Consider the following 21,296-nt stretch of genomic DNA (forward strand, 5'->3'; position numbering starts at 1 on the left):
TAAGTAGGTTGATGTTTGGGCTGTCGCCATCAGCTTGCTTTCAGAACCGGAGCATAAGCCGATTGCTGAATGTCGAAAGCCGGCAGCTATTTTACCAATCGAATTCCTGTGTATTGCCAGCGTTCGTTGGTGTGAAAAAAGTTACGATATGTTTTACGGCTATGGTCTGGTGAAGTTGCTACCGAAGCGCCTCTCAGAACCATGCAGTTGATCATGAATTTGCCATTATATTCTCCCACGGCACCTTTTGCTTTGGTAAAATTTGGATAGGCTAAATAAGCACTATTCGTCCATTCCCAACGCGTTCCCCAGGAGAATTGATCCGAAGCTATTTCCCACTCAAACTCAGTCGGCAGGCGCATTTCTTTCCATTGCGCATAAGCCCAGGCTTCGAAAAAACTTACGTGTGAAAGGATCGCTTTTGGATTCAGTTTTTCTAATCCCCCTAACGTAAAATAAAACCATTCTCCGTTTATTTTATGCCAGTACATTGGCGAATCTATGGTATTTTCGTTCACCCACGACCATCCTTCATCCAGCCATAAATTAAAATCCTGATAACCGCCGGCTTCAATAAATTCAATATATTCCTCATTGGTCACCAGTGCTTTGCTGATTTCAAAATCCTGCAAATAAACTTTGTGACGGCCCAGTTCATTATCAAAACTAAAACCTTTACCGTCATGTCCGATTTCATAAACGCCTTCGGAAATATGTGCAAAACCGGTGTCTGAGTTTACATCATCAACCAGATTATGTCCATGTTTATAAACCGGAAAAGTCGGATTATGACCTAGAATATATTTGATGTCCGTTACCAGTAATTCCTGGTGCTGTTGCTCGTGGTGAAGACCTAATTCGATCAACGTCAATAATTTTTCATCTTCCAGTGTTTCGAGAAATGTATTCATATGCTCGTCCACATATTGACGGTATGCATACACATATGAAACTTTCGGTCGCGTAATATTTCCCCTATCGGTACGGAGCACGCGGTCTCCTACATTGTTGTAATAACTGTTAAATAAATAGTTGAAGGTTTCGTCAAAAACGCGGTAATCAGGAAGGGAGCTTTTCAGAATAAAGGTTTCAAAAAACCATGTAGAATGAGCCAGATGCCATTTTGGGGGACTTACGAAGGGTACTGGCTGCGGTACATAATCTTCTGTTTCAAGAGGTTGACAAAGCTGTTCAGTATACTTTCTGACGACATTATATCTTTCCCTAATGTTGGTGGTTTTCATTAGACAAATAAAGTTTTAAATCTGTAATAGACTGTATATTCAATGATTGTGCCTGACTCCTGCGCATCATCAGCGCATAGGCGTTATTAAAACCAATCGGTTTCAGCCAGCTTAATTTATATTGATCTGAGAATTCCTTTTGAACGAAGTTGAAAACCTTGTCACGGCTATCAATCATTCCGTCGAGTGTTTTTTTGTCTGGTTTGAGGATCACAAGCAGGCCCGTTCCGGTGTATTCCGGGTACATGTCGATCTCATTATTTGTTAATGCATCAAAGCAAATTTTCGTTCCACCAAGTCCGGTTCTGGTTACAACTTTTAATTTTGTATTGCCTTCGATCAGCATTTTATACATATTAATCAGGATGTATTGCTCGGCAAAAATCTTTGATCCTAATCTTATTACCCCCTCATTGTTAGCAATTTGCGGTTTTTTATATAAACCTTTATCCAGCATAAAATCCAGCGCCACTTTTTCCGGAAGCTGTTTCAAATAATCGACTTTATAGTTTAATTCCGTCATGATGGAGTCGTTGATTACACCAGAAAGAATATCAAGCGCTGGCTGCAATTCAGGATATTTTTCCAGAACATCCCGGCGAACTAACGGTGCTGCGTAATAAGGAGGAAAAATTGATTTGTCGTCTTTTAAAGTAACCAGATCATAAGCCTTCAAACGGCCATCCGTACTATACCCGCTGATCACATCCAGTTTATTTTCAAACGCAGCTTTGTACATGACAGCGTCACTGATCACTACGGTTGGAATATCCAGTTTGTATTTTGACCTAAGACCAAGATATCCATCTTCCCGGCCCATAAATTCTGGTGTAAAACCTGCCAAAACTTTTACCTGCGCACGAGGAATGATGTAAAAAGAGGAACACACCAATAGAATTATCGGCAGAACAACCGAAACTTTTCGCATCGTTTTCAACTTTGCCTTTTGAAATAGTGAAAGCAGAAAATCCAGGATAATGGCCAGCAATGCCGACGGAATGGCTCCCGCCAAAATCATATTGGTATTGTTTAAAGCAATCCCGCCAAATATAAATTCTCCTAATCCGCCCGCTGCGATATAGGCGGCCAAGGTTGCGACGCCAACATTAATAACGGTAGCAGTTCTGATTCCGGCCAGAATAACCGGCATGGCCAACGGCAATTCTACATTAAATAAAATCTGCCATTTGTTCATCCCCATACCACGAGCGGATTCGGTAATTCCCTGATCTACACTTGTAATTCCGGTATAAGTATTTCTGATAATTGGCAATAAAGCGTAAAGAAAAAGTGCTGCAATGGCCGGGAAAGCCCCAATTCCCAAAAGTGGAATCATAAAACCAAGTAATGCGATACTGGGAATTGTTTGCAAAATACCCGCAATACCAAGTACTGCCCAAGCCGCTTTCTTTTTTTCCGAAATCCAGATTCCCAGTGGTAAACCAACTGCGACTGCGATTAGAAGAGAAATGCAGGTTAAACCAATATGCGTGACGGTTTGAGACAACAATTTATCAGATTGCTGCATCATAAACTGCCAGAGATTTTGCTGCTCCGTCATCGCTTTCTTTTTATTTCAAGATAAACAGACTGAATTGTCTGTATGGAGATTTCTTTTAACGAATTACTTTCTTCATCTTTCACAATCAGCTTTTCCTGATTTTTTTCGGATAGTAATTCCATGCCTTCCCATAAACTTTGGCTGCTGATCAATGATGTTGGCGAAGTATTTTCAGCGTTAGCAAGCTCATTCCAGATATTCCTGAATTTCAGCGCACTTAGTTCAAGCTGTAATCTTTGATGATTGAAAAAACTTTTGGAAAAATCGTTAGCTGGATTGAAAATTAATTCATCCGGCGTACCCGTTTGAACAATTACACCTTTATCCATCAAACAAATCTGATCGCCCAGTTCAAAAGCTTCCTGCACATCGTGGGTTACCAGAACAATCGTTTTACTTCTCAATTCCGGTAATTCACGAAATTCTTTTCGGATTCCCGCTCTCGTAATTGGATCTAATGCTCCGAACGGTTCGTCCATCAGCAAAACCGGCGGATCTGAGACAAGTGCGCGCGCTATGGCCACTCTTTGTTTTTGTCCGCCGCTTAATTCATCCGGATATTTATTGGCATATTCTGAAACCGGAAGTTTCAGTTGTTCCAACAAAGCCTCTGATCTCTTTCTTATTTTCTCTTTATCCCAACCTAAAAGATTGGGCACAACCGCTATATTTTCAGCAACGGTGTAATGAGGGAATAAACCGTTATTTTGAGAAACGTAACCAATACTTCGCCTCAAAATTTCCGGTTTGGAAGAAAAAATATCCTCCCCGTTAATCGTAATATTTCCGGAAGAAGGCTCTATTAACCTGTTCAGCATTTTAAGCGTTGTCGTTTTCCCACAGCCGCTTGTACCAAGAAAAACCATAGTCTGGCCTTCCTTGACCTCAAAGGAAATATTTTTTACTGCATGAATACCGTTGAAATTTTTACTGATATTTTGGGCAATGATCATCAGGGCTGTTGTATCAGTTAAGCATTCTTAAAATTAATAATTTACTGGTAATCAATACTGTAATTTACAAATCACTTATCCAAAGTCATAAACAAGTTATTCAGCGATTCTGCATAGGTTGGATGCGCAAAAACACCGTTTTTGATTTGTTCATAAGTAATACCGCCAATCATCGCCATTTGAAGAATTGTTACCACTTCTCCGCCTTCTGTTGCTAAAACTGACGCACCCAGGATTTTCCCTGAATCAGCGTCAATGACCGCTTTCATCATGCCTCGGGTATCACCTGTTTCGATGGCTCTGGCAACGCTGGTATTTGGAATTGTAGCAACAATTATCTTTTTCCCGCTTTCATTAGCTTCCATTTCTGTCATGCCTACACGTCCAAGTTGCGGATCGATAAACATACAATATGGCACCAGACGATCTTTAATGGAGGCGTTTCCTTTTTCAATTACATTTTCCTGGATAATCCGGTAATCGTCATAAGCGATATGCGTAAATGCCGGTCCGCCTTTCACATCTCCCAAAGCATAAATTCCCTCTTTGGTTGTTTCAAGCTTATCATTGACCTTAATATAACCCTTTTCATTTATTTCAACACCCGTAACATCAAGACCCAGGTCAGAGGTATTTGGTTTTCTTCCGGCCGCTACTAAAACATGAGAACAGGAAATATTTTTCGAAGTTTGATCAACACCTAGAAAGAGCGTTATGTTACCACCTTCTTTCTTAATTAATTCGACCTTGCAATCGGTAATAATTTCAATTTCCTCCTCTTTAAATATTTTACAGATTTCGTCAGCGATATCCTCATCTTCCCGATGCAAAATACGTTCTGATTGTTCCAGAATAGTAACTTTGCTACCAAAACGACGATACATTTGCCCGAATTCCAGAGCTATATAACCACTACCGATTATCACCAAATGTTCAGGAATTTCGTCTAATTCCATGATGCTGGTAGAAGTCAGATAATCAATTTTGTCTATTCCTTCAATTTCAGGAATTGATGGCTGTTCGCCTACATTCAGAAAAAATTTATCGGCTGACAAAACCTGCGTTTCGCCATTATTAAGTTTTACAGTGATTTCTTTTTCTCCTGTAAAAGTTGCAGTTCCGTAAATCAGATCCAGGTTTTCAGTTTCCAGAATACCCTTTTCAGAATTACCCCGCATTCTTAAAACGATCTCATTTTTTCGTTCCAGGATTTCGTGAAGATCCACGGTATATCCGCCGACATGAATACCCAGTTTTTCACTATTGGCAACTGACCAGGCTAGTTTTGCAGAAGAAATCATCGCTTTTGTAGGCGAGCATCCGTCATTTACACAGGTTCCGCCAACCCATCTCTTTTCAATTAAAGCAGTTTTCATTCCTGCTGCGGCAAGTTTTTTTGAAAGTGGCGTACCTGCCTGGCCGGAGCCGATTACAATTGCGTCGTACTTCATAATATAGTGTGGTTCAGGCTTCTATTTTAACACCTTTCCAAAAGGCTACGTAATTTTTGATATTCTGGGCAGCGTCTTTTGGCTCAGGATAATACCAGGCTGCATCAGGATTTGATCTTCCATCAACCTCCAAAGTATAATAAGAAGCTTCGCCTTTCCAGGGACAGGTTGTGTGTGTGGCCGATTCAATCAAATACCCCTTATTTACAGATTGTATTGGGAAATAGTGGTTATTTTCAACAACAATTGTCTCGTCGCTTTCGGCAATTACTTCGTGATTCCAGATTGCTTTCATGGTAAATTTATTATTGACAGATTTCTAAAAATTGGTAACAACATTTTTAGTGATAACATTAAAATTGTGCCTGATAAATATAAAAAATGCCGGCAAGCATTTAAAACTTACCGGCAAAATCTGATTTATCGTATCGTCAAATCAGAAAATTCATTCTATTTTGTCTGGTAACTTCCAAAAAGTTTGATCATCCGGTCGGGCTGATTTGTGATGATTCCATCCACGCCATAAGTTGCCAACTGAGACATATCTTTTTCTTCATCAACTGTCCAGGGCAAAACCTGCACTTTATTTTCATGTGCTTTTTTCACCAATTCCTCATTTACCAGTGTATAATAAGGACTGTAAATATCTGGCTTGAAACCAAGTTTTGTGATATTATCATCAAAGCTATCTTTATTCATCAACAAAAACGCCAGTTTAACTTTTGCATTTTCTTTGTGTAAAATCTGCAACGTACGTGCATCAAAAGATTGAATTGTTGTTCGGTTTTCGATTTTTTTCTTTTTGATCACATCCATAACCAGTGAAACAAAAACGTCTGGCGTTGGATTGTAAACGCCATCACCCGCCGGAGAAATTTTTGTCTCCATATTGTAATAAACAGGTTTCAGTTTATTCTTTTTCACATAAACTTCCACACTGTCAATTAGATCTGAAAGCAATGGTTTGTACGTTTTCATTTTCTTCTGCTCAGGAAAACGTGGATGCGGTTTGCTGCCTCCATCAAATTTTCTGATGCTGTCGTACGGCATCTTATAAAGAGCCAGACTTTTTTCTTCACTTTTTGAGATTTGGGAACCGTCTGGTTTCAGCATAAAATCAGACGACATGTAGGAATCATGAGAAACTACAACTTTGCCGTCAGCAGAAATAACGCAATCCAGTTCCAGTGTTTTTGCCCCAAGTTTTACGGCGTTAATCATTGAAGTAACCGTATTTTCAGGATATAAAGCCATGCCGCCGCGATGCGCCTGAACGTCCAGTTTTTGTTGGGCGAAAGCGGTTGTTGAAAGTATAGTTCCGGTAAGTATTGTTAATATTATATGTTTCATTTTGGAATTATTTGATTGATAATTTTATCTGTAATGGATAAGTAGGTTACCTGAAAATATTGCGGTGCTCTGCACCTTATGAACCCTGGGGAATTGCGGACTTCTACCGCGCGGCGGACCGCAAGTATTACGGTCCGCTGCACCTTGATCCCGATTTGTATATCCGGTGTATCTACAAATATTTTGGTGCTCTGCACCTATTTCACCAAATTGTTTTTGATTGAAATTAACAAAGCCGGATCATCCGTGTAAATACGTTCGACTCCAACTTTTAATAATTTCTCCAAAGTTTCACGATCATTCACCGTCCATGAACCAATGTGCAGTCCGGCTGCTTTTACTTTTTGAACTGTTTCTTCGGTGATTCCTTTGAAATGAATTACCAGCGTTTCAAATCCTTTTTCTTTCGCGATTTTAATATCTTCTTCCACATTGGTCGTTGGAAGTCTGTCCCAGAAAACCGGAATTTTCGGTGCAATTCTTTTTACATCCGACATGTATTTCAAGCTTCCGTCATTGAAACCTACCATATTTTCAGCTTTAAATTTTCTCACAATTTCAATGGCTTCCGCAACGCAATCTGCTTTCGGCTGAATAGACAAGTGTGTCCGTTTTTGTTTCATGATCAGCTTTACGGCATCTTCCAAAAGCGGCATGTGCTGCGCCGGGCATTCAGCTAACGTCTTTCCATTTCTTGTACGGAAGTCCGTGGCGATATCCACTTTTTTCAATTCTTCATATGTTGAATTGGCAATTGCGAGATCGATATCGCCTACTCTTTTAGTCGTGGGATCGTGCAGAACAACAATTTTGCCGTCCTTTGATTTATAAATATCAAGCTCAACCCAGTCTGCACCCAAATCCACTCCACTTTGGAAAGCCTGTAATGTATTTTCCGGATACTTAATCGAATTTCCACGATGCGCAGTCACGCCGTGGTGCAAGGAATCGGCAGAAAAATCGTTTGCCCTAACCGTTTTTGAAAAAGTTAAAATTGAGAAAACGGCCAGAAAAAGTGCTTTATTTTTCATATTCAATGTTAAATAATGAACCGCAGATTTCACCATGAGATAAAACCTGCGGAATAATTTTTATTTCAATAACCACATGACGCCGTTCACATCGTCCACATTATTATACTGGGCAATGGCTGCATTATAGTTGGCTGTATTTGCAGATTGTTCCGCCGCCTGGTATTTATAACGTAAAGCGATTTTGCCGTTATTCCCTGTACCAACGCCCGTTTTGAAAACAGGAACGCCCGTTCTGCGCCAGTTGAAATAGGCTTCCAAACCACTATTCAGATAAAAAGCAATGTATTTTTGTTCCAAAATCTGCTTCAAACCAGCTTCGTTATTTCCTACATATTTAACTGTGGGCTGAGCATAGTAAGCATCATAATCAACATTGACCGTTGACGAAACATATGGACCAGCCACAGGAACACCCAAAGGAAGAGAATAAACCGTCATCGTACCTTTTGCTGGAATGGAATAAAAACTCATAGAAGCTTTAATCCCAGCATTGTAGTATGCCTCAGCATCACCCAAAGGCCCTTTCGTAATCCATCCGCGGTTAATGGCTTCGGCGATGTTGAAGCACATTTCTGTGAATCCAATAATCGCTGTTGTCTCGCCAGTGTAACCTGAATAATAACGATACCGATTGATATAACTCAAAACACCACCACCATTCTGGCTCGCCAAAGCACCCATATCCTGGCCGATATCACCGCCTTTGAAAGATGAAAAATCAGTAGGACTTCCACCAGCTGTTACCAACCCAGGAGCCGGATCTGTGGTAATGAAAACACGTGGATCTTTACGGTCGGTTAACAAACTTACATAGGTTGAAGTACTGTTATTCAAAGCGCCGTTCGCGAAAGTTTCCTTGTTAAGAGGATAGCGGTTTGTTGGATTCAACCAGGTATATTTCAATTCATTAGCACTGCTTGTCATGATCGGATATTTAACCGGATCATTGATGATCATCGCAAATTGTTGCGCTACATTTAAATCTGCATCGGTAGTTGCCTTTTTGCTTAAATGAATCAGCAAACGTAAACGGAAAGTATTTACCACTTTTTGCCATGCAGCCAGACTGTTTGAGAAATACATGTCACCCGTCAAAGTCACGTCATTTTTGGCGATCAATTGTGTCAAATCTGCATTTGCTTCTTCAAGCATTGTCAGACTATTTTGGAAAACCGTTTTCTGTGAATCGTATTTTGGCATTAAGGCCGTAGCTCCCTGCAAAGCTTCTGACATCGGAATGTCGCCCGTTTCAAGGCTCATTTTTGTAAAATAATAAGCTCTGAAAAACTTGCCCAAGGCGTGATATGGGTTCAGATCAGAAGCACCGGAAACGGTCGCCTGCTTTTCCATATTCACCACATTTGTCAGCGTACCGTACAATTGACTTCCTGCTCCAAAATTGTACTGATTATTTCCGAAATAGGAATTGTTTTGCAATTGATACTGATTTGTCCGGTCAAGTTGTCCGCCCGGCGATTCCAGCATTGTGTTCAAAACCTGGTTGAATAAAAGGGACGCAGGCACATCTGTGGGTTTGTTTGGGTTTGGATACAAGTCATCAAAACTATCCTGACAACCCGTTCCAAGCGACACCATCAACGCCAGGGTTACTATTTGTTTTATATATTTTTTCATTTTCAAAATCTTTTTTAAAACACAATATTTAAGTTCACTCCGTAGCGGCGTGTGGTTGGTGTTTGTAGACCCGAGGCAGCAGTTGCTCCGTTATATTGCTCTACATCAATACCTTTGTATTTATTGTCTTTGTAGAAATACAACAGGTTTCGCCCTAAAACCGACACGGAAACTTTATCAATAAATGTACCTTGCAACCAGCTTTTTGGCAGGTTATAACCGATCACCACTTCACGAAGTTTCGCATAAGTTTTGCTGGTCAGCATACCTTCCTGAATTTGACCGTAATATTGTGTCGCCCAGGTTTGTACGGTACTTGTTGCTGTGTTTTTAGCGAATTTCAGGTCAGCATAATTGGTAATATTTCCAAGGTTATCATATTTAATCGCCACTTCATTGGAAACCTTCACACCGTCACCTACGTAAGTTCCTTTGTAATTACTAACACCCGCATTGGTATCATCATCAAGTCTTGATTTTCCAAGAGCTCCCTGAACTGTTGCTGCGTTCGCACCGCCCTGCATTGTCAAAGAATAAAGACGGTTTGAAATAATTCCGCCCACGCTTCCGTCAAACTGGAAACTCATGGTCATGTTTTTGTACTTGAACCGGTTGTTGATCGACCACATGTAATCTGCGTTCATGTAACCCAAAAACTGGTTGATCGGATTTTTCAACGGTTTTCCGCCGGCGTCATAAACAATTTGTCCATCTGGGGCTTTTACAAAACCGGTTGAATAAAGTTTGTCCGTACGGTCACCCTTTTTGAAGAAAGTATTGTAGTTGCTTTGTCCCGGAGGCAGTTCGCTGTAAACTTCCTTGAACGTCGACCAGTTGGCCATCACGTCCCATGAAAAATCTTCTTTTTTGATCGGCGTACCGCTTAAAGAAATTTCAACTCCATTTTTCTTCGTTTTCAGCGCATTGATATAATAGGAAGCGTAACCTGTTGAAGGGGAAATTGCATTGGCAAGAATTCTCGGCCCGTCGATATATTGGAACACCGTACCACTTAATCCCAAACGGTTGGCGAGGAAACGCAAATCAATTCCTTCTTCAAAAGTTTTTCTGTTGAAAGTTTTGATGTTAGGATCGTAAATACTTCCAGAAGAATTCGCTGCTGTTACATTATTATAAGGTTTGCTGGTTGAATAAACAGCCTGCAATGAATAATCCGGACCTCCGTATGGGCTCAAATAATTGTTACCATATTGAGAAAAAGCGGTTGTCAAAGTTCCGGCTGTTGATCCTCCCAAAGTTGTGTAAACATTGAAAGGCGTAGCACCGATTTGCGTTGCCGTTGCATCTCCATGAACCGTTGCGAACGATCCGCGCACTTTCAGGAAGGAAATAATTTCAGGAATTTTCACATAATCCGAGATCACAGAAGCTCCCGAAACGCTTGGATAGAAATATACATTACTACCGTTTGGCAAAGCAGAAGATTTATCAACCCGGCCAGTCGCAGAAATGGTTGCGTATTTCCCAATTGAGGCATCCAAAGAAGCGTAAGAACTGATCACACGCATTTTTGAATTGAAATTATTCGTCATCAACTGGTTCAAACTGTTGTTGAAGTTGTAGACATTCGGGATAACGAGATAATCCGTCGATGTAAAATTGGAGTTGTAATTAAAGTTGCGAAGGCTACCTCCCACCAAACCGGAAAGATTGATCAGACGGCCAATATTATAGTTGTAGTTGATCTGAACATCCGAATTGTTTTCAAACATATTTCGTCTGTCTTCACGGTAATCTCCTTGTCCCAAAGTTCTTGCATAAGTAAATGCACCCCACGGCATTTTTTCAGAACGGAACAAAGAATAGGTTGTAATCTGTGAGCGACCGGTAACGTTTAAATGTTCGTCCAGTTTGTAATTCAGCGACATATAACCGTTAATATCCGTTTTATCGTGACCGCGTTTCCAGTCTTCCACCATCATCCACGGGTTGTTATAATGTACGTGTTCAGGGAAAACGATTTTTACGTTTTTCTGTCCTGGCTGCCATTTTCCGCGGATATCCGGCGCGTCAACATTCCACTCATCACCCGTCCATACTGACAAATTGTAGATCAAACTATTTGGACCGTAAGTTACATCCGGGACATTATCAGAATACGTTTTGTTGAAATTGACGTTTGCATTGAAAGTCAGACGTTTGCTCAACTGATATGAAGCGGTTGTATTGAAATTCAAAACACGCACGCCTGTATTTGGCACAATTCCCTTTTGATTGGAATGTGACAAAGAAAAACGCAAGGCATATTTATCTCCCGAAGCTGATAAATTGATGTTGTTTGTTGTTTGAAAACCTGCACGTAAAAACCGGTCTAGATTGCTTTTTCCATCCACATAACCGCGGTTTACATAAGGCGTAGGTTTGATGTGACCTTTGTAAGTCAAATCTCCGAAAGTGGTTGTGTAAGTTTGGTCCGGTGTATATTCTCCGTCATATTGTGGCAGCAGCTGGCCTTTGAATTTAGGCCCCCAAAGCTGATACTGAGCATCTTGCAAACCTCCACCAAAACCATCAGCATAGGCATATTGTCCATACATACCACCACCATATTCGTGCTGTGTATGCGGAACTGCGATGAATCCTTTATCAACAGAATTTGTAGAATTGAATTCAACCGTAAAACCTTTCTTTTTCCCGGCTTTTTTTGTGGTGATCAAAATCGCACCGTATTGCGCGCGACTACCATATAATGCAGCAGCGGCAGGTCCTTTCAAAACAGTGTAAGTTTCAATGTCATCCGGACTGATATTCCAGGTATCTGAGCTAATCGGCACACCGTCAACTACGTAAAGCGAGATCTGGTTTCCTCTTAATAATAAGGAAGGCGAGCCAAGCAATTCCGGGTTCATGGCTACGGAAAGTCCGGCTACTTTACCAGTCAGACCTGTGATCGGGTTTGAATCTCTGGCTTTTACCAAATCCTCTCCTTTCACTTCCTGAACCGCATAACCGATACGTTTCACTTCTTTTTTGACACCCAAAGCCGTCACAACCACTTCTTCCAGATTTGCGGATGACGGATTCAGTTTCACATCCAGTTTATTTTCCGTTGCCGGACGGATCAGAAATCCATTTACAACTTGTTTTTCGTAACCGATATAACTGAAAGTCAAATCGTAGGCAGTTCCTTCGCGAAGATTATTGAAGATGAAATTTCCATCTATATCCGAAGTTGTACCCCGGGTTTCTGCATTTGCAGCTTCTTTTAAAATGATGGAAACACCGATAAGCGGCTGGCCTTTTTCATCCTGAACGCTACCCCGCATTTGGGATGATTGGGCAAAAGCTGAAAAGGATGAACACAGCGCCAACGCACAGATCCACCATTTCAGTTGACTTGTAAATTTGTGTAAGGTTTTTTTCATAAAACGTTTTAGTGAAATGTTTTGGCAATACTTTTCCAGCCCACATTTTGCGGGATAAAAATTATTATTTCAGATTTTAAGTGAGTAGAGTCCGGGGTTACCGAACATGGCTTTTGAATGGTGTCTTGCCTTATGAAGGGAGGGTTTTATTTTGATACTATGGCATTAGATTGAGGAATTATTAATTCTGGCTATGTTTAAAACGATGCAAATGTACATGTTTGAACATGTGCACAATGTTAAAATTATGCTTGAAATATTAAGAAATTGTTAGCCGTAAAAGTGCCTAAAACCGGTTGAAACGGCACTTATTATTATTTAAAAACAAAAATAAACTTGTCGGAGAAATGAAGTACTTCAATTAAATTTTCCTGCAAACCGGCGTATTTCAGAAATTTTGATTTAACTATGTACAGCCGATAATTCAAATATGTACAGCCGATAATTCAAAACAAATTTGCATATGCATATCCGTAAAACATTTGCCGCTCTGTCTCTATTGTCATTTGTTGTGATAAATATCAGCTGCAATAACGCGGCAAGTGATCCGAAGGAAGCGACTGAAAGATTGATTGGTAACGAGAAATGGGTTATTAATGAAATTGATGCAAATGACGCACCGGTTTTCAAAGACGGAAAACTTATCCAGCAATTTAGCGGACCGAGTTTTGAAAGATATATGGAAAATGTGAAGTTTAATAAGGACGGCACTTTTACCGGTTATTTCAAAGGCGAAACAAATCCGATGACTTTGAAGTGGAAAACGAATGACAAAAACATCACCGTTTTTTCAGCAGATCCGGCCGCGGCAAAAGGTGGAGAATGGACGATTGATCCAACGGACGTTTTCAAGGATGTATTCAGCATGAAAACGCAGAGCACAGCTTACAATTATCCGCAAATGACAAGAGTTGAGCTGAAATTTAAAAAAGCAGAATAAGGAAATTACAGTTCCTGAATAAATAAATCTTTATAGGCAACCTGTGCTTTTCCTCCACCATGGATTTGCAAACCGATTAGTCCGCTTTGTGGTATTGATTGATCGGTTTCAGTATAATCCACGGTTTGAGTTCCGTTCAGCAAAATCCTGATGCGTCGGTTTTCACATTTTACTTCGTACTCATTCCAGTCGCCAGGTCTCAGGATTTTTTTGATCAGCATTGAATCCGGTGCGATCAGCGTTTTATTCCTCCGCGATTCATCATATAAGCTAGCCCAATATCCATCACCTAGATCGGCCTGGTAACCCACCATTTCATAATCCGGCTTTTCGGCACGTTTGCTTCTGAATTGTACGCCGGTGTTTATGAATCCTTCGGTTCCGGTAAGTTTGAATTTTACTTTCAGATCAAAATTGGCGTAAGTCTTTTTTGTACAAAGGAAAAAGTTATGCTCGACCGTTTCAGTTAACGATCCTCCAATGATTGTCCCGTTTTCTACACGCCAGGTTTTCACCGTATCACCTTCCCATCCGTCAAAATTTTTACCATTGAATAGATTCTTCTGCTTCGCTTCGGGAGCTAGAACAAAGGCAGACAGAAGCAGAAATGAAAAAGGAAGAAAATATCGGATCATGGTTTCAGTCGATTGTCGGTCAACTTATAAAAGGAATGACTATGACGTGTTATACCGTTTTAAAAACAAAAATCTGGAAACTCATTTCATTTTGACTCCGATAACGAGTCCGAAACTTTGGTCCTTAAAATCTGACAGCCGAAAGCCGACTGCCGAAGTACCCTATTAACCAAAAAAAAGGAAGACATACATATCCTCCTTTTTTCTCCCATCTAATATTATCAGCCTTCCCTCCGAAGGCCGTACTCGAAATTACTTTTTTGAATCGCTTTTCAATTTAAGCTCAACAATATTCGCTTTTTGTGGCGCAGTGTAGTTATCACTTTTAGTAACTGTTGCTTTTTGAGGAGCAGGAGTTTCCAAAGCAGGACCAGCTTCTGGTAAAGCTTTACCAATTGTTGTAACAGTTGCTTTGTCTTCGTTAACTACGATATTTGAAGTTGCGTTAGCATAAGTTGTGATGGTCATTGCAATCATTGCAGCAGCCAAGATATTTTTTGTATTTTTCATTGTTGTATCTGTTAAATTAAATTTGATTGTGTGACTCTTAAATCATGCACAAATATAATACAATATTTTGATACAATGCGTTCAACGCCTATTAGAACAAAATTAAATTCTGTTGGACGCATTAAAAATGTCTTAAAAATAAAAGTATTAGGATTATTAATAATTGTACTAATCTAATAAATTCACCCTAAAAGAGTAATTTCTCTCATGATGGTTTTTGAAAAATTCTTCTGTGTCTGATTTAAATACTTTTAGCTTCGATTTCATCTAATCCTATAACCATCGATCATTGCATATTTGCGCTGTAAATCAGAATATTCTATGGTTTGAAGAATCACGCTCATTGTTGGAGAAAAAAAATTAAAAATATTTTTAAAAAATTTTAAAAACATGATTGAACGGCTGTTATAACCTTCAATTTTGAACCAAAAAGTCGTAGGTAACTTAGAAAAATGTCCTAGCTTTAAATTTCAAAAATCTATTAATCGAAATACTTTAATAAATATTCATCGACTTATTGGAATATCGGGATTTTCCGATATAACTTTGCATTATGGATCACGTAGAAATATTCAAAGCGCTTTCAAACAAGTCCAGACTGGAAATTCTTAACTGGCTGAAAAACCCTGAGCTGCATTTTGATGCTGAACATCGGAATTGTGCAGGCGTTTGCGTGGGTATCATTCAGGAAAAATCGGGATTAACTCAATCTACGATTTCGGAATACCTCACCATTTTAAAACGAGCGGGTTTAATTGAAGCAACCCGAACGGGCCAGTGGACTTATTATAAAAGAAATGAGGAAGCTTTCGCTGCTTTGAGCAAATTGATCGGATCTGAAATATAATGTTATCGTAAATCGAAAAAATATGAGTTCAGAACAACTTTTCAAGCCATTCAGCTTGAAATCTTTAAACATTAAAAACCGCATTGTGATGGCTCCAATGACGCGTTCTTTTTCGCCAAATGGAGTTCCAACGGATGATGTTGCAGCTTATTACAGCAGAAGAGCTGCGGGGCAAGTTGGATTAATTTTATCAGAAGGAACTGTAATTGACCGTCCGTCTTCTTCCAATGATGCAAATGTTCCTCATTTTTATGGTGAAGAATCCTTAGCCGGCTGGAAAAAAGTTATTGACGGTGTGCATGCACATGGCGGAAGTATGGGCCCGCAGATCTGGCATATGGGCGTAATGGCCAATCATCATTCTGGCTGGACGCCTTCGGTGCCTTTCGAAGGACCTTCGGAATATAATAATCCGAACCTTAAAAACGGCCGCGCAATGAATGAAGCTGATATTGCCGATAGCATTCAGGCATATGCCCGTGCTGCTGCCGATGCAAAAAGACTTGGATTTGATTGTGTGGAACTTCACGGGGCACACGGATATTTGATCGATCAGTTTTTCTGGGATGGAACAAATAACAGAACGGATCGATATGGTGGAAAAACATTGGCAGAACGTACCCGTTTTGCTGTTGATGTAATTAAAGAGGTGAGAAAACAAGTGGGTGAAGATTTCACGATTATCCTTCGTCTTTCTCAATTCAAACCATCTGAATACAATTTCAAACTGGCAAAAACACCCGAAGAAATGGAATCATGGCTGCTTCCGTTGTCAGAAGCCGGCGTAGATATTTTCCATTGTTCACAACGCCGTTTCTGGGAACCCGAATTTGAAGGATCCGATTTGAACTTTGCTGGCTGGGCGAAAAAAATCACCGGAAAAGCAACGATCACGGTGGGTTCTGTTGGTTTGACAGGAGAATTTTTGGCGGCTTTCGCAGGAGAAAGTTCTCAGCCAAGTTCTCTCGACGAATTGCTTCGTCGCTTCGACAGAGGAGATTTTGATCTGGTTGGTGTTGGTCGTCCTCTATTGGCTGATCCGCATTGGGTTGAAAAAATTAAGGAAAACAGAAGTGAAGAACTTGTAGGTTTTTCCAAAGAAGCACTTGGTGTTTTGCTGTAAAATCTGATTGACCATATATTAAAAATCCCGGCTCTTAAAAGCCGGGATTTTTTGTGCGTTCGCCCCGATTTGCAATTGGGGCGGCCCGCGCAAGGCGGGTATGGTTTAGCGTTTGCAACGCGGCTGAATGTTTATCGCTTTTGATATCCTTAATTGATTGTTTTTTACATAGTCTCGCGCGTTACAAACGCTAAACCACGCAACACCGATTGCAAATCGGTGTTAGCTCCAAATCAACTCCAACGATAAGTGTGATAATTATTTGTAAAAGATCCGTCTGAAAACAGATCGATGATCGCATAACCTGCTTTTGTTTCCTGCGTTTTCCCAAACCAGTAATCACCACAAACGGCACCGTTGCAGCAATAGGTTATACCGTTGTATACAACCTGGTCAAGCAAATGAATATGTCCGCTAATGGCGAGTTTGATATTCTTATTTTTGTGAAATAATTTGACCAAAGCAGCACAATCCGTATGCATCCAGCTTCCCGGAACATGCCAGCTGCCTTCTTTCACATTTTCTCCATCCAGAAAAACACAGGCCGATAAGATCGGAATGTGAGAAACGACCAGAACCGGCGTATCAGAAGAAGTCTTTTTCAAATCTTTTTCCAGCCAATCCATTTGTTCTTCGCCTAACATAGCCGTGTACGGAGAACCATCCGGTTTTAACTGCACACTATCTAAAACAATAAAATGCCAGCCATTTTGGTCAAAACTGTAATATGGTTTTACAAGTTGCAGTTGATCCATCGCTCTGGTTTTCCCGCCTTCAAATGCAGAAATCGAATGATCTTTACACCAGATATCATGATTTCCAACGCAGGTAAAAACGGGCAGGGAATTTTCGTTTTGAAGAACCTTTTGATAAAGTACCCATTCCTTATCCGATTTGTCTTTTGTAACATTACGAGAACCCATCACCACATCACCGCCATTAAAAATCAGATCCGGTTTTATATCCAGATTTTGAAGCTGGTGCAAACATTTTGTCAGTCCGTGTGCTGCCAGAATATGAGGTTGTATATGAATATCAGTAAGGTGGGCGATGCGCAAAGCGGGTTTTGGGGAATTATTGATTGACTCGCCTTTTGACAAAACCGGCAAGGAAAATCCACCTGCCAGTAATCCCATATTTTTAAGTAAACTTCTGCGCTGCATGCCATTCAGGATTGGTTATGCAAAAATCGCTTACCAGTGTTTTCCTGACGTTTTGTTATGGTTAAGTTATTGTTATTAAATATATTACCAGAATTACAAAGCCCCCAGCCTTATCTTATCCATAATAACTCCCAAAAATTTCCGACCTTTGCAATCCAAAAATTTATCAACAGTAAAAATCAGAATTCCGCAGATTGCCGGTTTTTTATTAAGGAGATCTGACCTCGAAATATGAAAGTTTGCATTGCAGAAAAGCCAAGTGTAGCGAAAGATATTGCCGAAGTACTCGGAGCGAAGCAGCGAAAAGATGGTTATTGGGAAGGAAACGGCTATCAGGTAACCTGGACGTTTGGACATTTCTGTACACTTAAAGAACCGCACGACTATCACGAACGCTGGAAATCATGGCGTTTGGAAGATCTCCCGATGATTCCGGCAAGTTTTGGTATTAAACTTATTGATAATCCCGGCGCACTCAAACAATTTGGTGTAATTGAATATCTGGTCAAAAACTGTGAGGAAGTAATAAACTGTGGTGATGCGGGCCAGGAAGGTGAGCTCATTCAACGCTGGGTTTTATTGAAAGCCAAATGTGCCGTTCCGGTAAAACGTTTGTGGATTTCTTCGTTGACAGAACAAGCAATACGGGAAGGTTTTGAGAAATTAAAAGAAAGCGATCAATATAATAATCTATATGCAGCGGGCAGTGCGAGAGCCATTGGGGACTGGCTGTTAGGCATGAATGCGACCCGGCTTTTTACGAAAAAATTCGGTCAGGGAAAGGTTGTTTTATCTATTGGACGGGTTCAGACACCTACTTTGGCGGTTATCGTTCAGCGTCAAAAAGAGATTAATGCGTTTGTATCAGAAGAGTATTGGGAATTAAAAACAATTTACCGCGACACGGAATTTACAGCAACCATCGACCGAATAAAAAAGATCGAAAAAGCAGAAAAAGGGCTGATTTATCTTGGAGAGCATCCTTTTGAGATTACTTCTTTTGAAAGAAAAGAGGGCAAAGAAGGAAATCCAAGACTTTTCGACCTTACTTCTTTGCAGGTTGAAGCGAATAAAAAATATGGTTATTCGGCAGAAGACACTTTAAAACATATCCAGAATCTCTACGAGAAAAAATTCGTCACCTATCCAAGGGTTGACACCACTTACCTTTCGGAGGATTTACATCCGAAAATCGCAGGGATTTTGAATGATTTGAAACCTTATGCCAATCTTACGGCGGTACTTCTGCAACAGCCCATTCCAAAATCCAAAACGGTATTTGACGATAAGAAGGTAACAGATCACCATGCCATTATTCCAACGGGTGTTTTTCCAAATCATGTAAGTCAGGATGAAAAAAGAATTTATGATCTGATTGTCAGACGTTTTATCGCTGCTTTTTACCCGGAATGTAAGGTTGCAAATACCACAGTGATGGGGAAAGTCGGACAGGTTGAATTCAAGGCAACAGGTAAACAAATTCTGGAACCGGGATGGCGGGAAGTGTATGCCAATGATGCCTCTGCCCGAAAAGAAGCCGCCGATGATGAAAGGATTATGCCCGATTTCGTAGTTGGTGAAAGTGGCCCGCATGAACCGAGAATTCACCACGGAAAAACTTCACCTCCAAAAGCATTTACCGAAGCTACTTTGCTGCGTGCTATGGAAACTGCCGGAAAACAGGTTGAGGACGAGGAAATGCGTGAGATCCTGAAAGACAATGGAATAGGCCGTCCGTCTACCCGCGCCAACATTATAGAAACGCTTTTCAAACGAAAATATATTGAAAAGAAAAAGAAGAATTTATTCGCTACACAAACGGGAATTGATCTGATTGATACCATTCAGAATGAGCTTTTGAAAAGTGCAGAACTTACCGGAAACTGGGAACGAAAACTGCGTTTGATTGAAAAGGGTGAATATTCGATGGAAACTTTCAAGCAGGAATTGATCCAGATGGTAGTAGATTTGACCAAGGAAGTTTTGTCCAATCGCGGTGGTATGATCAGTATTGCCCAGGATGTTCCTGTGGTTGTTGAAAAAGAGGAAAAAGTCAAAAGAGAACCTAAGCCGAAAGAACCAAAAGAAGAAATTTCCATTGAAACCTTAACCTGCCCAAAATGTAAGGAACATTTGTTAAAAAAAGGGAAAACGGCTTATGGATGCAGCAATTTCCAGGCATGCGGTTTTAAAATTCCATTTGAATTGATGAGCAAAAAGTTGACCGCCAAACATGTTTTTGACTTACTCAGTAAGGGAAAAACGGTCAAAATAAAGGGATTGGTTATTCCCGGAAGTGATGCGCCCATTGATGCAAAACTGGTTATGAATGGCGATTTTAATATTGGCGTTGAGTAATATAATTCTTCAATAAAAATAGTTAGCAGTTCAGCCAAATTCAAAGCTGGCAAAACAACTTCTTTCCCTGGTTCCTAAAATCCTTGTATCAGATCAGACGATGTGATTCCGCATTTATTATAACAATTTTCAAATTGTTATAACCCTCTGTTTCCATTTCCACAATTGATTGCGACTAAGAATCAGATCGATAGCTATGATTTTGCACGTAACGTACTCCTCATGTTTTCAATCAGAATTATCAACAATTTAAACAAATACAACAATGGAAAAGAAAGCGGACAATCAGTTTTTAGTATCATTGGAAGGTTTGCATCTGAGCGAGGATCAGAAGAAAAGGATTAATTCAGGAATTCAGGAAATTGTCATGAAGGAGCTGGCGCATATGGATGCGCTGAAAGAATACGGAGTTGGAAAGAAAAAGGGTCCGTTTGATTTTGGTGGCCTTCATCCATTTATCTGGGGAATATGGTGGGATGATGCAAGAAACAGAATTATCCAGATTGGAAATGGATTCTGACAAGGTATCTGAAAATTCGCTTGACTGTCCAAGTTATATTGCCAAACCAGGTGCCGATCTGTTTGGTATTGTAGGAGAAAATGGGAAAGTGAATTATTTAAACGATACGATAAGGATTGATAAAACTTTCGTTGAGGAAGCACAAAAAGGACGACCGGCCGAAGAACGTTTCCGCTTTTCCGGAAAATGTATTCAACATGGCTGCCATCAGTGGGAAGATGGGAAATGCGGCTTGATTCAAAAAGTAATTGAGCTGCATCAAAATCCTGCCGGGACTTCGTTACAAAACTGCGCGATCAGAAATTCTTGTCGATGGTATGCCCAGGAAAAAGAGCTGGCTTGTGCCAATTGCTCCGAAGTATTTAGAAATAGTGAAATGATGTTTTTGCAAACTGTATAAATCCTGTTTTTGTCAGAAGAGCGTAAAGGATTTTGTAACCATGCGCCCTTCTGGCAAAATTAAAATATTCATATTTTCTCTTCCGTTCAATAACTTTTTTAAATTTTTGCAATTTCCTTTACAACCTTTTGCCGTCATTAACACTCTTTGTATTAGATTTGCATCAGTTTACTACTGTAAATTAAA

At 40.2% G+C, this 21,296-nt stretch carries 18 protein-coding genes; 6 read left to right on the forward strand and 12 right to left on the reverse strand.

The features are described 5' to 3' along the window. Positions 1-86 precede the first annotated feature (86 nt). The 9 genes from egtB to IEE83_RS21050 form a co-directional block, all read right to left on the reverse strand. Positions 87-1,244 (reverse strand): ergothioneine biosynthesis protein EgtB, encoded by a 1,158-nt coding sequence (gene egtB / locus IEE83_RS21010; protein WP_194122466.1) that lies wholly within the window; start codon positions 1,242-1,244, stop codon positions 87-89. Further along, positions 1,225-2,805 carry an ABC transporter permease/substrate-binding protein gene (locus IEE83_RS21015; RefSeq protein WP_194122467.1) on the reverse strand — a complete coding sequence of 527 codons (1,581 nt, stop codon included), beginning with the start codon at positions 2,803-2,805 and terminating at the stop codon, positions 1,225-1,227. Before IEE83_RS21015 ends, egtB begins: the two co-directional genes overlap by 20 nt. Further along, positions 2,802-3,758 (reverse strand): ABC transporter ATP-binding protein, encoded by a 957-nt coding sequence (locus tag IEE83_RS21020; RefSeq protein WP_194122468.1) that lies wholly within the window; start codon positions 3,756-3,758, stop codon positions 2,802-2,804. Before IEE83_RS21020 ends, IEE83_RS21015 begins: the two co-directional genes overlap by 4 nt. 71 nt (positions 3,759-3,829) lie before the next feature. Further along, positions 3,830-5,209: a mercuric reductase gene (locus IEE83_RS21025; protein ID WP_228101916.1), complete on the reverse strand. Its 1,380-nt coding sequence runs from the start codon at positions 5,207-5,209 to the stop codon at positions 3,830-3,832. Positions 5,210-5,222: 13 nt separating this feature from the next. After that, on the reverse strand, positions 5,223-5,504 hold the full coding sequence (locus IEE83_RS21030; RefSeq protein ID WP_194122469.1) for a DUF427 domain-containing protein: 282 nt from the start codon (positions 5,502-5,504) through the stop codon (positions 5,223-5,225). 155 nt (positions 5,505-5,659) lie between these two features. Continuing rightward, the gene (locus tag IEE83_RS21035; protein WP_194122470.1) at positions 5,660-6,559 is read right to left on the reverse strand and encodes a glycerophosphodiester phosphodiesterase family protein; all 900 of its coding nucleotides are present in this window, start codon (positions 6,557-6,559) and stop codon (positions 5,660-5,662) included. A 197-nt stretch (positions 6,560-6,756) separates the two neighbouring features. Further along, positions 6,757-7,590, reverse strand: a complete 834-nt coding sequence (locus IEE83_RS21040) for a glycerophosphodiester phosphodiesterase (RefSeq protein ID WP_194122471.1) — start codon at positions 7,588-7,590, stop codon at positions 6,757-6,759. 60 nt (positions 7,591-7,650) lie between these two features. Further along, a complete protein-coding gene (locus tag IEE83_RS21045) occupies positions 7,651-9,228 on the reverse strand; it encodes a SusD/RagB family nutrient-binding outer membrane lipoprotein (RefSeq protein ID WP_194122472.1) in 1,578 nt (525 codons plus the stop codon). A 14-nt stretch (positions 9,229-9,242) separates the two neighbouring features. Further along, entirely contained in the window at positions 9,243-12,614 is a 3,372-nt protein-coding gene (locus IEE83_RS21050; protein WP_194122473.1) for a SusC/RagA family TonB-linked outer membrane protein, read from the reverse strand. 463 nt (positions 12,615-13,077) lie between these two features. Here IEE83_RS21050 and IEE83_RS21055 point away from each other — a divergent pair, with 463 nt between their 5' ends. Beyond that, positions 13,078-13,554, forward strand: coding sequence for a hypothetical protein (locus IEE83_RS21055; protein ID WP_194122474.1), 477 nt, complete (start codon positions 13,078-13,080; stop codon positions 13,552-13,554). A 5-nt stretch (positions 13,555-13,559) separates the two neighbouring features. Here the strand turns inward: IEE83_RS21055 and IEE83_RS21060 are convergent, their stop codons facing one another. Together IEE83_RS21060 and IEE83_RS21065 are read right to left on the reverse strand one after the other, a co-directional pair. Beyond that, on the reverse strand, positions 13,560-14,189 hold the full coding sequence (locus tag IEE83_RS21060) for a 3-keto-disaccharide hydrolase (RefSeq protein ID WP_194122475.1): 630 nt from the start codon (positions 14,187-14,189) through the stop codon (positions 13,560-13,562). Between the two features lie 252 nt (positions 14,190-14,441). Further along, positions 14,442-14,699 carry a hypothetical protein gene (locus tag IEE83_RS21065; RefSeq protein WP_194122476.1) on the reverse strand — a complete coding sequence of 86 codons (258 nt, stop codon included), beginning with the start codon at positions 14,697-14,699 and terminating at the stop codon, positions 14,442-14,444. Positions 14,700-15,252: 553 nt separating this feature from the next. Here IEE83_RS21065 and IEE83_RS21070 point away from each other — a divergent pair. Both IEE83_RS21070 and IEE83_RS21075 read left to right on the forward strand, forming a co-directional pair. After that, positions 15,253-15,546: an ArsR/SmtB family transcription factor gene (locus IEE83_RS21070; RefSeq protein ID WP_194122477.1), complete on the forward strand. Its 294-nt coding sequence runs from the start codon at positions 15,253-15,255 to the stop codon at positions 15,544-15,546. Positions 15,547-15,568: 22 nt separating this feature from the next. After that, positions 15,569-16,669, forward strand: coding sequence for an NADH:flavin oxidoreductase (locus tag IEE83_RS21075; RefSeq protein WP_194122478.1), 1,101 nt, complete (start codon positions 15,569-15,571; stop codon positions 16,667-16,669). Positions 16,670-16,902: 233 nt separating this feature from the next. On the opposite strand, the gene IEE83_RS21080 is transcribed toward IEE83_RS21075, so the two are convergent. Further along, a complete protein-coding gene (locus tag IEE83_RS21080; RefSeq protein ID WP_194122479.1) occupies positions 16,903-17,832 on the reverse strand; it encodes a metallophosphoesterase family protein in 930 nt (309 codons plus the stop codon). 231 nt (positions 17,833-18,063) lie between these two features. Between IEE83_RS21080 and IEE83_RS21085 the strand changes: the two genes are divergently transcribed. The 3 genes from IEE83_RS21085 (at position 18,064) to IEE83_RS21095 (ending at position 21,110) form a co-directional block, all read left to right on the forward strand. Further along, positions 18,064-20,190: a type IA DNA topoisomerase gene (locus IEE83_RS21085; protein WP_194122480.1), complete on the forward strand. Its 2,127-nt coding sequence runs from the start codon at positions 18,064-18,066 to the stop codon at positions 20,188-20,190. Between the two features lie 265 nt (positions 20,191-20,455). Next, complete coding sequence (locus IEE83_RS21090) at positions 20,456-20,710, forward strand: hypothetical protein (RefSeq protein ID WP_194122481.1); 255 nt, start codon at positions 20,456-20,458, stop codon at positions 20,708-20,710. Then, positions 20,667-21,110: a hypothetical protein gene (locus IEE83_RS21095; RefSeq protein WP_194122482.1), complete on the forward strand. Its 444-nt coding sequence runs from the start codon at positions 20,667-20,669 to the stop codon at positions 21,108-21,110. The genes IEE83_RS21090 and IEE83_RS21095 overlap by 44 nt, the downstream gene beginning before the upstream one ends. The last annotated feature ends 186 nt before the right edge of the window (positions 21,111-21,296 follow it).

Origin of the sequence: Dyadobacter subterraneus (assembly GCF_015221875.1) — a bacterium.
GTDB lineage: Bacteria > Bacteroidota > Bacteroidia > Cytophagales > Spirosomataceae > Dyadobacter > Dyadobacter subterraneus.